The sequence below is a fragment of the Salicibibacter halophilus genome (genome assembly GCF_006740705.1).
Classification (GTDB): Bacteria; Bacillota; Bacilli; order Bacillales; family Marinococcaceae; genus Salicibibacter; species Salicibibacter halophilus.
Map to the genome: position 1 here is coordinate 1,514,119 of NZ_CP035485.1, position 12,769 is coordinate 1,526,887.

General features: G+C 47.2%; 16 protein-coding genes and 1 other annotated feature. All 16 genes read right to left on the reverse strand.

The features are described 5' to 3' along the window. Positions 1-225: 225 nt before the first annotated feature. A complete protein-coding gene (gene rpmA / locus EPH95_RS07370) occupies positions 226-510 on the reverse strand; it encodes a 50S ribosomal protein L27 (RefSeq protein WP_142088694.1) in 285 nt (94 codons plus the stop codon). A gap of 16 nt (positions 511-526) precedes the next feature. Then, positions 527-862 (reverse strand): ribosomal-processing cysteine protease Prp, encoded by a 336-nt coding sequence (locus tag EPH95_RS07375; RefSeq protein WP_142088696.1) that lies wholly within the window; start codon positions 860-862, stop codon positions 527-529. A gap of 12 nt (positions 863-874) precedes the next feature. After that, positions 875-1,183 carry a 50S ribosomal protein L21 gene (rplU, locus tag EPH95_RS07380; RefSeq protein WP_142088698.1) on the reverse strand — a complete coding sequence of 103 codons (309 nt, stop codon included), beginning with the start codon at positions 1,181-1,183 and terminating at the stop codon, positions 875-877. Between the two features lie 13 nt (positions 1,184-1,196). Further along, positions 1,197-1,273: a sequence feature (ribosomal protein L21 leader region), on the reverse strand. Between the two features lie 74 nt (positions 1,274-1,347). After that, positions 1,348-2,199 carry a M50 family metallopeptidase gene (locus tag EPH95_RS07385; RefSeq protein ID WP_142088700.1) on the reverse strand — a complete coding sequence of 284 codons (852 nt, stop codon included), beginning with the start codon at positions 2,197-2,199 and terminating at the stop codon, positions 1,348-1,350. Further along, entirely contained in the window at positions 2,192-3,001 is an 810-nt protein-coding gene (locus EPH95_RS07390; RefSeq protein WP_142088702.1) for a M23 family metallopeptidase, read from the reverse strand. The genes EPH95_RS07385 and EPH95_RS07390 overlap by 8 nt, the downstream gene beginning before the upstream one ends. A 263-nt stretch (positions 3,002-3,264) precedes the next feature. Then, positions 3,265-4,068, reverse strand: coding sequence for a septum site-determining protein MinD (gene minD / locus EPH95_RS07395; RefSeq protein ID WP_142088705.1), 804 nt, complete (start codon positions 4,066-4,068; stop codon positions 3,265-3,267). Positions 4,069-4,082: 14 nt separating this feature from the next. Continuing rightward, positions 4,083-4,352 (reverse strand): septum site-determining protein MinC, encoded by a 270-nt coding sequence (locus tag EPH95_RS07400; RefSeq protein WP_142088707.1) that lies wholly within the window; start codon positions 4,350-4,352, stop codon positions 4,083-4,085. Beyond that, on the reverse strand, positions 4,352-4,804 hold the full coding sequence (locus EPH95_RS07405; protein ID WP_142088709.1) for a hypothetical protein: 453 nt from the start codon (positions 4,802-4,804) through the stop codon (positions 4,352-4,354). Before EPH95_RS07405 ends, EPH95_RS07400 begins: the two co-directional genes overlap by 1 nt. Before the next feature lie 145 nt (positions 4,805-4,949). After that, positions 4,950-5,471, reverse strand: coding sequence for a rod shape-determining protein MreD (gene mreD / locus EPH95_RS07410; RefSeq protein ID WP_227004126.1), 522 nt, complete (start codon positions 5,469-5,471; stop codon positions 4,950-4,952). After that, on the reverse strand, positions 5,471-6,406 hold the full coding sequence (mreC, locus tag EPH95_RS07415; protein WP_142088714.1) for a rod shape-determining protein MreC: 936 nt from the start codon (positions 6,404-6,406) through the stop codon (positions 5,471-5,473). The genes mreD and mreC overlap by 1 nt, the downstream gene beginning before the upstream one ends. Positions 6,407-6,543: 137 nt before the next feature. Beyond that, positions 6,544-7,581: a rod shape-determining protein gene (locus tag EPH95_RS07420; protein ID WP_142088717.1), complete on the reverse strand. Its 1,038-nt coding sequence runs from the start codon at positions 7,579-7,581 to the stop codon at positions 6,544-6,546. Between the two features lie 371 nt (positions 7,582-7,952). After that, on the reverse strand, positions 7,953-9,323 hold the full coding sequence (gene mgtE / locus EPH95_RS07425) for a magnesium transporter (RefSeq protein WP_142088719.1): 1,371 nt from the start codon (positions 9,321-9,323) through the stop codon (positions 7,953-7,955). A 237-nt stretch (positions 9,324-9,560) separates the two neighbouring features. Next, positions 9,561-10,253 (reverse strand): RadC family protein, encoded by a 693-nt coding sequence (radC, locus tag EPH95_RS07430; RefSeq protein WP_405127431.1) that lies wholly within the window; start codon positions 10,251-10,253, stop codon positions 9,561-9,563. A gap of 9 nt (positions 10,254-10,262) precedes the next feature. Next, positions 10,263-10,844, reverse strand: coding sequence for a Maf family protein (locus tag EPH95_RS07435; RefSeq protein WP_142088722.1), 582 nt, complete (start codon positions 10,842-10,844; stop codon positions 10,263-10,265). An 18-nt stretch (positions 10,845-10,862) separates the two neighbouring features. Then, positions 10,863-11,882 carry a hypothetical protein gene (locus EPH95_RS07440; protein WP_142088724.1) on the reverse strand — a complete coding sequence of 340 codons (1,020 nt, stop codon included), beginning with the start codon at positions 11,880-11,882 and terminating at the stop codon, positions 10,863-10,865. Between the two features lie 111 nt (positions 11,883-11,993). After that, on the reverse strand, positions 11,994-12,725 hold the full coding sequence (locus EPH95_RS07445) for a prepilin peptidase (protein WP_160141675.1): 732 nt from the start codon (positions 12,723-12,725) through the stop codon (positions 11,994-11,996). Between the last annotated feature and the right edge of the window lie 44 nt (positions 12,726-12,769).

Consider the following 12,769-nt stretch of genomic DNA (forward strand, 5'->3'; position numbering starts at 1 on the left):
TTGGCGGAAACGTTTTAGATGCCGTGTGGTAGACGGGGAGAGGCGTCCGTGGTTGCTCGACCATGGGGAAAGATGAGGAGCATTGGAGACCTAACGAGTTTCGCAATCTCGCGTTAGGGCTCCATCATAACCGCGTTGCTGCCCTAACGACTTCTATCATGTTTAATGATGCACTCTGCTACGCACAAAAAAACCCGGCGCGCAGCCGGGTCAATGATCAAAAGGTTATGCTTCTTGTGCGTATACACTCACGCGTTTACGTTTTTTATCGACACGCTCAAACTTTACAACGCCGTCAATTTTGGCGAACAATGTGTCATCGCCGCCTTTTCCGACGTTTTCACCGGGATGGATTTTTGTGCCGCGCTGACGAACGAGGATTGAGCCTCCCGTCACGTTTTGGCCATCGCCGCGTTTTGCGCCGAGGCGTTTCGCGATCGAGTCACGACCGTTTTTCGTACTCCCAACCCCTTTTTTCTGAGCGAAAAATTGCAAGTCCATGTTTAGCATTGTCGTACACCTCCTTCTATTTTTCCGTCACTTCTATAAAATCTCCGTAAGATTCCTGTATGCCATAGATGGATACAAGCATGCCTTCCAACAACAATTGGCCGTCTTCAGCCTCCCGTCCACTCCAGGCGTCGGGAATGGCCCCATGCAAGTAACCGCCATTTTCCCCACTTTCCACGTGCAGGGGGGATACACACAGGGATTCAATGGCATTAACCGCGCCAATCGCAACCGCTGATACACCGGCACAAACGATGTCCTCCCCGTAATCGGCGGCATCGGCATGGCCGGATAGCGTGAATGATTGAATCGTATGATCGGCTTCGTCGCGCACGATCGTCATTTTAATCATCGCAACTAGGCCTTATGCTTGAATACTGTCGATGGTGACTTTCGTATAAGGCTGGCGATGACCTTGTTTACGACGATAGCCTTTGCGACGCTTAAATTTGTATACAATGATTTTCTTGCCTTTGCCATTCTTTTCGACTTTTCCTGCCACTTTTGCGCCCTCCACATAGGGAGCGCCTACTTTTGTTTCGTCGCCGCCGACCAACATCACTTTATCGAAAGTAACGTCTTCCCCGGCTTCCGCCGGCAATTTTTCGACAAAAATGGACTGGCCTTCTTCGACTTTGACTTGTTTTCCACCTGTCTCAATAATCGCGTACATTTCATGCACCTCCTGCTTTTCTAAGACTCGCCATGTAAGGTGCCTCTTCACTTCAGCTTATAACCTTACGTTGCGCGGTTGTAGTTTGGAGGCTCCAAACAACATAGCTATGTTATCATAGCGCTCTAACACTGTCAATAACTCCAATCCAGTTTAAAACGTATTTAAAGATGCGCAAGCGTTCCGATGGAAACGTGGCTTTTTCGTGTTTTGAACCAGTGGTCGAGCACATCTCTTTCATCGATCAATTGTCCCGTTTCTTTAATTTTATAAACTGCTCGCTTCCCTTTATAGAGACGTCGCAACGCCACATGTACGCTTTCCTTCGAAGCTACTTGGATCATTGCTACGTTTCTTCCCCCATATGTTTTTCCAAGCAAACGCCTTTCCAATAGAAAACGCAAAAACCCGTACGGTTGTTGACGCCATTCCAGGTAATGGCACACGGAAAGAAACACCAATATTACCCACCACTGTAAATGCATCGGATACGAAATGGCTGTAATCAAAGCAACCACCGCAAGAAAGCCGAAGGAAAAACGAAGCGCCCATGTTTGTGCGTCTCGAAACGGCAAAAACTTACAAGTGATCAGTTGCAAGAGCTTTCCTCCATCCAAAGGCCAAAGCGGTAATAAATTAAAAAATAAAAGGGCAGTGTTATGAAACAAAAATAGTTCATGATCGCTGGTTGTCCAGAAAGGAAAGATGGCAACTGCAACCCATGACAAAGGCATGAGGATAAGGTGTTGAAAGGGGCCTGCCAGTATAACAATGAGTTCTTCCCGGTAAGGGCGATTTCCATATTCCTCTGTCTCCGCAACGCCCCCGAATGGCAGTAATTCAATTTTTCGCAAACGCCAACCGAAATATTTTGCAGCAATCGCATGGCCAAGTTCATGGCAACAGACAATCACAAATAGCATGAGCAGTTCACGAAAATAACCTGTAGCGACACCCAGTGCAATTACGACCCAGAACAAAGGGTGCACACGGACGAGCAACAGGAGATTAATCAAAGGACATCACTTCGTTAGGATCAATATATTCGTTATTTTCCCGAATCGCAAATGTAAAACGTCCACTGTCCCCCTCATTATCGCTCGTGACATCTCCCAATGAATCACCGGCATCCACATGATCATATAAACTAACATCGATGGAATCCAAGGTGCCATACCATGCTTCCGTTCCGTCATCATGTTGGACAACAACGACTGGTCCCCAATCTTCATCGTCACCTGCCTGTATGACAACCCCGCCGCGAGTAGCAATGACTTCTTCATCTTCCATCGTTTCAAGAACGAGCGCGCGGCCATTTTCCGAAAAACTCTCCGCAATGCCTGCTCCCGCAGCCGGCAACGCATACCCATCGGAGTCAACCAATTCCGATTCATGGGTCTGATCTTCCGGGAAAAGGGCGAGCGGACGGCCAAATTGATCTTCATACCAATTTGATACAGCTGCAAACTGGAATTCATTTTCATACAGATTTAAGGCCGCTTGTCTCGTATCTGCAGACAACGGCACGTTCGTTTGCACAATCATCGCGGTCAGTAAAAAAATCGCCAGCGCGCCCAACCACTGAATGAAAAAACGTTGTTTCATTTTTTCTTTGCGTGGATTTGATGGTTGCTGGCCCTCACGATCCCTCCATAGATAGAATTCTGGTTCATGTTCATTCATTTCTTCACGGCTGGGATAGTATCCGTAATATGGCTTTTGATTTTTTGGTTTCGGTGTCGGCTCTTTTTTTCCCGCCGGTTCATGCTTTCGTTTCTTGGATAACTGTTTTCGCACACGTTCAATATCCCGGCTCATAGCACCCCTCCCCGCACATCATCCGATTTGTACATCATATGAACGAAAGGACAAGGATATGCGTAAGAGCAAGAGGCGCCGGAATGAACGTAGAGGTCGTTTCCTAATGGGGCTTTTTCGGGGCTCAGTTCGGACAGTTTAATGACCTGGGATTAACACATTTTTATTTACAAAGAACAAAAATGTCCGAATCAACGGGAGATGATAGTAAAAAGCGACCCGTTCCATTCATAGGCAACAGGCCGCCACGGGAAACTATCCCTTTAAGCTTCAATCCCAAATAATTTTTTTACTTTCGCGAGAAATCCTTTTTTAGGTTCAATGGAAAGGAGGGGGACGGATTCTCCGAGAATGCGCCTGGCAATGTTTCGATATGCGAATGAGGCGGAAGTGTTCGGGGTTGTCGCCACGGGCTCGCCTTTATTGGCGGCACGCAAAACATTTTCATCATCAAAGACAATGCCGAGAAGATCAATGGCCAACGTGGCCGCGACATCGTCCACATCCAACATATCTTCTGCTTCTTCTTTCGATGCGTTTGTACGAACACGGTTCACGATCAGTTTCGGCGAAGGGATATTCTCTTGCTCCAATAAACCGATAATGCGGTCGGCATCACGGACAGCTGATGTATCGGGGGTAGTAACGACGATTGCTTGGTCGGCACCGGCTACCGCAATTCGAAACCCGTGCTCGATGCCGGCCGGGGAATCGATAATCAAGTAATCGTAATCCGGTTTTAACGCATCAACAATTTCTTCCATCTGTTCCGGCGTGACTGCTGTTTTTTCTTTCGTTTGCGCCGCGGGAAGCACGTGCAGACAATCAAAACGTTTATCCCGAATCAACGCTTGTTGAACTTTACAGCGTTCTTCCAGAACATCGACCAGATCATAAATGATCCGGTTTTCCAATCCCATGACGACATCAAGGTTTCGCAGTCCAATATCGGTATCGAGCAAGCAAACTTGTTTGCCTTGCAAGGCCAAAGCCGTCCCGATATTCGCCGAAGTCGTCGTTTTTCCGACGCCGCCTTTCCCTGATGTGATGACGATAGCCTCTCCCACAACGGTTCCCCTCCTTATTCTTGTTCTTTTTGTTTGCTTCGTTGTTTTCGCAGCTCCGCTAAACTGATCATAGGCTGAAATACGATCGCTTGTTGTTCCTTTTCAACATATGCACAACGAGGCCACGCGAGCGTCGCTTCCTTTGCCAATTCCTCGCGATTTAATTCCGTTAAGTATAGATGATCGGCAATCATCATCTGAGCAGGCACCAATATGGCGGCCGCGATTACCGCTTCCTCGTTTCCTTTTGTGCCGGCACGGGCGGTCCCTTTCAAAGCTCCCATTACGTACACATCTCCGGTTGCTTCAACCGTCCCCCCGGGTTAACGTCTCCGAGAATTAAAGCGTCCCCTTTCACACTCAGCACTTGGCCGGAACGAACGAGGCGGGTGTATGACTGGATTTGGTTATCTTCTTTTATTTTCAGAGCCTCCGCCATTGTAATGACTTCAGAGGCAATTTCGCTAACCATGATCGTCCCTGACTGCTCGATGATAGAGCGGATTTCCTCCCGCTGCCCGTCATCCACATAACGCTTGCCTACATGAACACGCACATGAACTTCTTTGCTTTGTCCGTGCCCATTATTGTTTTCCGCCATTTTCGCTTGCAACTCTTCCATCAGTTCCGAGTAGGCACACCGGTCGTCCAAATGAACGATTAGCCCTTCTTTTGTCCCTCTGATCGTAACAAGCTGATTTGAATAGCCCGTCTTCACTTGCTCACCCCGCTTCACTCCAGGTCTCCGCTATGCCGTCCTTATGATAGTTTCGATATATGTCGCTTTTTTTCCTTCTAGAGGTTGTGCAAAAGTCCGGAACGAGGCACCGGGTGAGAACCGGGAGTTTTCCTCCCCTCCCGCTCACCCGTTCTTTCATGCTTTACAACGATCTGTTTTTAAAACGGTCTTCGCGCTCCAGTTTTGCAAAGATTTTTCGCAACGGGAATAGGATCAAAATGCCAAATGCCCCGTTCAATAACACGGAAGGCAGCCAACGCTGCCAGGCAAAGTCACCAAAGGGGACCGACGTATAGCCTATCCCTTGATATATGCCATAGGTTAGAAGCTCCAACCCGCTAACAGCAAGAACAATCACCAACACCATGAGCATTAACCGGTTTTTTACCGATTCATAAGAGACACCGCCCAAATAGGCAAGGAACCCATAAGAAAACATATAAACACCGATCAATGACGAATAGACCACATCTTGAAAAAGACCTGTTATGCCTCCATACATGAGTCCTGTCATCGCACCTTTGTATATGGATATGATAACGATCATCACAAACACGAAGCGCGGGACCCATACGAATTCATCTGTCGGCGGGACCAATACCTGAAACCACGTTCCTTCAATTAAAAATACAACGGCGATCAGGACGGGGAGCAAGTAACGCATCAATCCGCGCCCCCTTCAGGATCAAGCTCCACCGGTTCCTCTGCACCCTCGGTTTCTTCTTCCTCTTCCTCTTCGTCAAAATCCTCAAGTTCAGGACTGTTCCGGTCCAACACCATGACGTGTTCAATATTGTGGTAGTCGGCGGCCGGTTCCACAAAAGCATTCATCGTTAAGCCATATTCATCACTTTCCACTCCCGTAATCTTCCCGATAGGAAGATCGGCAGGAAATCCGAGTCCACCTAACCCTGAGGTGCTTACTTCCTGGCCTTCTTCGAGTTCTTCTTCAGCCTCAATTTTGCTTAAAACGAACGCACCTTCTTCATCATCCCAACCTTCAATGAATCCATAGGCAGGGGCTTCATCTTCAATGGCTACTTTCGCGGAGATTCGATTCATACGCTCTCCGTCGGATAGCAATTGCACTTGAGAGGTAAACATTCCGGTGTGTTGAATACGACCAACCAATCCACCCGCGGTAATCACCGCCATATCATTCTCGATACCATGTTGGGAACCACGATTAATGCCAATCGTTTCCGTCCAACGGTCTGGCTGGCGTTCAATGACAAGCGCCGTCAAACTCGAATAATCCCCCAAGCTTTCCTCCATATCCTGTGCTTCCCGTAAACTGGCATTTTCTTCACGCAGCCCATCCACTTCTGAAGACAGAAATGCATAATCATCCATCTGGGATTTCAATCGTTCGTTTTCTTCATAAATATTGGCGATATTACCGATATCATCAAAAATACCACCCAAAAAGTTCGCCGGACGTTGGAATGCAGATTGAACAACCCCGACGGAATCATTAATAAATTGCTCCGGCCACGTCACCTCTTCTCGCTCATTCATCGTCAGACCGACCAAAATGACGAGCACAATAATGCTGACCATAAGCAATATCAAGCGTTTATTAGAAAAAAAATGGGGCATGGACGACACCTTCTAGATTGATCTTCTTGAACAATCCCCGCCGGTTAAGCGGGGATTTACGTCCTTTCAAACCATTACACATTTAAATGGAAACATTTATTTTGTTTTCCAGTAGACGGGACACCGCTTTAAACAGCCTATTTTCGGTTTGATCTCGCGGTAATCCCGGCGCGCGACCGAAAAAGGTGGAGGTTCTCCAACGCTCTTCCCGTTCCAAGCGCCACACAGTCCAGCGGATTCTCTGCAACGAGTACCGGCATATCCGTCTCCTCGCCAAGTACTTTATCAAGACCATTTAAAAGAGAACCACCGCCTGTCAGCACAATTCCCCGATCCATGATATCCGCAGCCAGTTCCGGGGGCGTTCGTTCAAGGGTTGCTTTTACCGTCTCCATAATTGTAGTGACGGTATCGCTTATCGCATGGGAAATCTCATCCGATTGGATCGTAATTGTTTTTGGCAGCCCCGTAACAAGGTCACGTCCGCGAATGTCCATACTGCTCACGTTCTCCAATTTGCCCGCTGAACCTATTTCCATCTTCAAGCTTTCGCTCGTCCGTTCTCCAATCATTAGATTGTACGTCTTTTTAATGTATTGAATAATAGCGTCGTCCAATTCATCTCCGGCTACTCGAATCGATTGGCTTGTCACGATCCCGCCAAGGGAGATGATTGCAACTTCCGTTGTGCCGCCACCGATATCCACGACCATGCTGCCGGTCGGCTCCCACACCGGAAGATCCGCCCCGATGGCGGAAGCAAACGGTTCTTCAATCGTGTACGCCTCGCGGGCACCTGCTTGTTTCGTCGCATCTTCAACCGCTCTTTTTTCCACAGCCGTAATTCCCGATGGAACACAAACCATCACGTTAGGCTTGCGGGTGAAAATGGAGCGGCTTTTCTGTGCTTGGCGAATAAAATACTTCATCATCGTTGCAGTCGTATCGAAATCAGCAATAACGCCGTCTTTCATCGGCCGGACAGCTACAATGTTTCCCGGGGTCCTTCCGATCATGTTTTTCGCATCATCCCCGACGGCTTCAATCGTTTGTTCGTCCGAACGAATCGCTACAACCGATGGTTCTCTCACTACAACACCTTTGCCTTTTGCATAGACGAGCGTATTCGCCGTTCCTAAATCAATTCCTAAATCCTTTGAAAAACCACCAAACATCTATGTATCTCCCTTCATTCAAGCCCTATTCTTTATTGTCGATGAATCCGTTACACTTCTTCATTTTATTGAACATGGCGTTGCAAACACAACCCCAAATCATTGTCGTTTTCATCTAAAATTCCCTTTTATATTATACGCAAAATTTCTCGAAAAACATAGCATTTCACTAAGCTTTCATAAATTTCCTCAAAACGTCTTAGGCTAACATAGCATGTACTATTCATACAACATACGTTTAAGAAGCCGAGAAAATAAGGATATGAAACTTTAGAACTATTCGTTGCCACCTGACATGGAGGAACCTTTCCATCGGTTTTCCTACATGTAACATGGAAGGGTTCAGGGCTTGGGAGGGTTCTTTATAGATCTTAAAGATACTGAAGCAATGATGTCGCGATAGAAAAATAAATAAACAAGCCCACGACATCACCAATGGTTGTAACGAATGGTCCGGATGCAAGAGCAGGATCAAGCTTCAACTTGTTAATGATTAAAGGCATAATGGCTCCTACAACGCAGGCTATGCTTAAAGATAAAAAGATGGAAATACCTACAATTGCACCAAGCATCCAAGACCCATCAAAAAACGGAATCAGGGGAACGACGACAAATATAACGGCTCCGCACATCAAACCGACCATAAGGCCCGTGCCCAGCTGTCGTTTTAATAACTGGCGGATACTCTCGCGTTGAAACGTTCCCACAGCAATCCCGCGCACAACCACGGCCAACGATTGAGTGCCTATATTTCCGGCAGAATCCATAATCATGGGGATAAATACAGCCAAGATCACAACCGCTTCTAACGTTTCTTCAAACTGATCAATCACACCCCCTGTCAACAAGCCTAAAAACATCAACAAAATAAGCCAAGGCGCCCGTTTACGGGCGGAGGCAAATGCGGATAAATTTACATCCGTAGCCCCTCTAACGGCAGATAATTCACCGATATCTTCCGTTGTTTCATCTTCAACGACATCCATCACATCATCGACCGTTACAATTCCAACTAATGCTCCTGCATCCGTTAATACTGGAAGTGCCAAAAGATCGTAATGCTGGATTATTCGGGCTACATCTTCCTGGTCATCATCGTCCTGTATTGTAATCAATTGAGTGCGCATTAAATTCTCTACGCGCTCTGAAGGATTATTCGTGATAAGTTCTCGCAGAGACAGAATGCCCGTCAATTTATTATGTTCATTGACGACGTATAGATAATAAATCGTTTCTGCATCGGGCTTCTCTGTTTGCAAATATGCCAAAACTTCACGAGCTGTGGAAGCCGCTCTTATTTGCACATAATCTTTTGTCATAATGGATCCCGCGGTTTCCTCAGGATAGCCCATTAACTCTTGAATTTCCGAGGCCTCGGTGTCATTCATCTTTTGAAGAAGGCCACGTTGCATTTTTTCAGGCAATGCAACTAGAAATGATGCAGCATCATCCGTATTCATTTCATTAAACATATCGGCTGCATACGTTTCATGAAGTTCTTGTAAGATCATTCGTTGTACTTTGTAGTCAAGCTCTTGGAAGATGTTTGAAAATTCTTCAGCTGAAATATTATGATAAAGTTTGGCTCGTTCCTTAAGATCCAGGGCAACGAAAATTGTGGCTTGATCCATCGAATGCAATTTAAGGAATGTCTTTCGAAAGAGAGGGATATTCTCATTTCGCAAAAAATCCATGGTTTCCTTCGCATACTCGTTCAGTCTATGTTTGTCCAAGCGATGCATAACGCCTCTCCTCGCTTTCTTAACATATATTGGGTTCCATCTTTGAGGGACCGGTACCTGATAACCAAATCTCTCCTTAAAGTAACCATTCATCCATCATTTAGCATGCTACACCTGCGGGGCCTCATATCCGCCGATTTACGCGATCCTTCTTGCTCATTTAACTCACTCGCCATAAGACACAGAATAGAACCAGCGCGTAAATGCACTGGCCCTGTAAGCTCACAACCATTTATCCTATGGAATGATCCCGTGTTCCCGTAAGCTTGTATAACGTTGATCGCCGATAATAATATGATCCAGCACTTCCACGCCAAGGACTTTTCCGCAATCGACGAGGCGTTTCGTAACTTCACGGTCCTCTTGGCTCGGGGACGGATCGCCGGAGGGGTGGTTATGCAAACAAACGATAGAAGCCGCCGAACGCCGCAAAGCTTCTTTGAAAACTTCCCGCGGATGGACGATGCTCGCGTTCAGACTCCCGATAAACAGCGTTTTCTTGTGCAACACCTGATTTTTCGTGTTGAGGTAAATAGCTACAAAGTGTTCCTGGGTGAGGAAACGCATTTCTTCCATTACATAATCGGAGGCGTCTTCGGGAGTTTTGATGGAGTACCTTTCCCCTTGCTGGGTGGTGTGGATGCGTTTCCCGAGCTCCAGCGCTGCACGCAATTCAACCGCCTTCACTTGTCCGATGCCCTTGATCGCCTGCAATTCTTCAAGACTGGCTTCTTTGAGCATCATAATGCCATCGAATTCGACAAGCAGTCGGTTTGCCAACTGCAAGACGCTTTCATTCGTTGTTCCGGTTCTTAACAATATAGCGAGAAGTTCCTGGTTGGAAAGGTAAGCAGCCCCTTCTTGAACGAGGCGTTCACGGGGCATTTCTTGTAACGGGAGGGTGGGTTTTGTCGCGGGGGATTGTGTCAATGCTTCACCTCATTCATGATTTTTTACCCATCGCGGATAGATGTTAAAACCTTCCAGAACGCGAGCGACTTTGGAAATCGGCAACCCTACGACGTTAAAATAATCACCGGTAAAGCGTTCGACCAAGAGGGCACCCTTGCCCTGGATGCCGTAGGCGCCGGCCTTATCCAACGGTTCGCCCGTTTCAACATACGCTTTGATATACTTCGTATCCAAATGGTAAAAATAGATACTCGTTTTATCCGAATAAGTTCGTGTCTCTGTTCCTTTTTTAATGCAGATGCCGGTATAAACTTCGTGTTGCCTTCCGGATAAATGGGTAAGCATGCGTTCCGCATCTTCGGCATCCGTCGGTTTACCGAGCATGATGTTATCCATTCCCACGATCGTATCGGCAGCGAGAATGACATCTTCCGGATAGCGTTCGTGCACGTCTTCGGCTTTAGCTGTTGCCAATCGAACGGCATTTTCCGCAGGTGTTTGTTCCATATCGATTTGCTCTTCTATATTGCTGACGGCCACCCTATATTCATAGCCACTTTCATTTAATAGTTGCTGTCGGCGCGATGAAGCGGACGCTAGTGTCAACATGGACTAAACCCTCGTTTTCTAGAAACTGTTCATCCAATTCTCATATTCCATAGTTGCTTCCATCCAGGCTTCGTGGTCCTCGGCGTTTCCTTCTTCGTGCAATGCTTGTATCGTTTCTGAAAAGCGCTCGCTTTCTTGGCTGCCTTCCCCTTCAATGGCATTCATATCCATGAGGGCCTCTTCTGCTTCTTTTTCATCTCCTCCTGAACCGGTCGCTTCCAGCCCGGTCAATAAAGCTTCTCCTGTATCCCTTGCCAATTGTTCGGTTTCTTCGTCCATTCCTTCTGATGGGACCGGAACCGACAATGTCTTCACATATCCTTCCAACCCTTCTTCCTCTATTTCTGGAATCACTTCGCTATTCGCTTCCCCTTGGGCAGTCATACCGACATACAAATAGATCATCTCTTCATCTTCATGCAAAAGTGCCGGAAAACCTGCTTCAGCGAATACTTCTTGCATTTCTTGCCCGGCTTCATTCGTGTCGAACGCCCCTGCCTGCACAATATCCAGCTGCATTTGTTCCGTTTCTTCTTCATCAACAGCCATGGACCCGGTTTGATTGCCGGAAACATTGCCTGCTGTGCCGGCATCGGAGGTCAGTGAAAAATTTGTGGCTAAATGAAGCAGCGGGAGACCAAATATAAGTCCCACGATCAAGGCCGCGGCAATGGTTACGGGGATTTTTAAATGCTTGAAAGATCCTCTTTTTCTTGGAAAAGGAGCGCCTGGTTTTTTTTTCTTCCGATGAAGGGGCAATCCGGGACTATTCGTGATTGGTTTACGATCCCGTTCGGCCCATTCCTTCCGCTTTTCACTAAGATCGACGACCTCGTGCCGTTCCCTTCCCCGGTCCTTGATATCGCCTCCGGCATCCTTGCCGGAAAGAGCGGGCCCGAGTTCTTTTTTTTCCTCGGAAACCTGCTCTTTCCCAGTATTTTTTTCCTTCGTGTTTTCCCTATTTTCTACCGTTTCTTCGCTTCGAGTGATTTCCTTCCCGTTTATTTTAAAGGTTATTTTGCGGTGGCCTTGTCCCATTTCAGCCTCCTCATCCATCCGTCTTCTGTTGCCTTACTTTATCACAGCCTCAACCAGAAGAATGGGGAGTTTTGTCAATGGGCATAGGCAACCGTCCGACAAAACATCGATTTAAAGCATTGGATAAAAGCGCCAAATCGCGTCACCGAACAATAGAACGATGACCACCGCTAATGCAATGCTTGGCGCAAACGGGAAGGCCTGGCCTGTTTTTAAACGGCCGTTTACGAGCGCAAGCAAACCGATCAACGTGCCGAAAAACGTCGATAGAAAAAACACGAGCAGCAAATCCCACATGCCAAACGCGAGCCCGAGCACAGCGAAAAATTTAACGTCTCCGCCACCGATTCCGCCACCGCTCGCACGCAGGATGAAATACAAAATGATATAGCTGATTGCCGCGGCCAAAAATGGGCTCCACCAAGGTTCCAGGGGATCAATGAAAAGACGGATCAAAACGAAGAGGATGGCAAAAAAGAGAAGAATAGCATTTGGGATGCGCATGTAACGAAGATCGGTGATGGTAACAATAACAGCCAGGGAAAGGACGAGGAGCGCGGCGATCATCTCGACCGATAGAGGATAAAAGCGTACGTAGATAAGAATAAAGAGAAAAGCAGTGGCAAGCTCCACAATGACATATTGTGCAGAGATGCGCGCAGAACAATAGCGGCACTTTCCCATTGTAGACAGGAACGAAAAAACAGGAAAAAGATCACGTGCCTGCAAGGTTGTTTTACAATTGGGGCATACGGAACGACTCCAAGCGATCGGCTTCCCCGCCGGCACGCGTACAGCGACCACTTGGAAAAATGATCCGAATACAAGCCCCAGCATCAACATAACAATCAGTTCGGACAGCAAACGGAACCCCTTTTCTCAAACTC

What these genes read in the sequence shown, in the direction of transcription:
- EPH95_RS07375 (WP_142088696.1), bottom strand. Translation starts at nt 862, where the DNA reads ATGATTAAAATGACGATCGTGCGCGACGAAGCCGATCATACGATTCAA.
- EPH95_RS07390 (WP_142088702.1), bottom strand. Translation starts at nt 3,001, where the DNA reads ATGAGCCGGGATATTGAACGTGTGCGAAAACAGTTATCCAAGAAACGA.
- EPH95_RS07420 (WP_142088717.1), bottom strand. Translation starts at nt 7,581, where the DNA reads ATGTTTGGTGGTTTTTCAAAGGATTTAGGAATTGATTTAGGAACGGCG.
- rplU (WP_142088698.1), bottom strand. Translation starts at nt 1,183, where the DNA reads ATGTACGCGATTATTGAGACAGGTGGAAAACAAGTCAAAGTCGAAGAA.
- EPH95_RS07400 (WP_142088707.1), bottom strand. Translation starts at nt 4,352, where the DNA reads ATGGGAGCTTTGAAAGGGACCGCCCGTGCCGGCACAAAAGGAAACGAG.
- EPH95_RS07440 (WP_142088724.1), bottom strand. Translation starts at nt 11,882, where the DNA reads ATGGGACAAGGCCACCGCAAAATAACCTTTAAAATAAACGGGAAGGAA.
- EPH95_RS07435 (WP_142088722.1), bottom strand. Translation starts at nt 10,844, where the DNA reads ATGTTGACACTAGCGTCCGCTTCATCGCGCCGACAGCAACTATTAAAT.
- EPH95_RS07445 (WP_160141675.1), bottom strand. Translation starts at nt 12,725, where the DNA reads ATGTTGATGCTGGGGCTTGTATTCGGATCATTTTTCCAAGTGGTCGCT.
- mreC (WP_142088714.1), bottom strand. Translation starts at nt 6,406, where the DNA reads ATGCCCCATTTTTTTTCTAATAAACGCTTGATATTGCTTATGGTCAGC.
- mreD (WP_227004126.1), bottom strand. Translation starts at nt 5,471, where the DNA reads ATGCGTTACTTGCTCCCCGTCCTGATCGCCGTTGTATTTTTAATTGAA.
- rpmA (WP_142088694.1), bottom strand. Translation starts at nt 510, where the DNA reads ATGCTAAACATGGACTTGCAATTTTTCGCTCAGAAAAAAGGGGTTGGG.
- mgtE (WP_142088719.1), bottom strand. Translation starts at nt 9,323, where the DNA reads ATGCATCGCTTGGACAAACATAGACTGAACGAGTATGCGAAGGAAACC.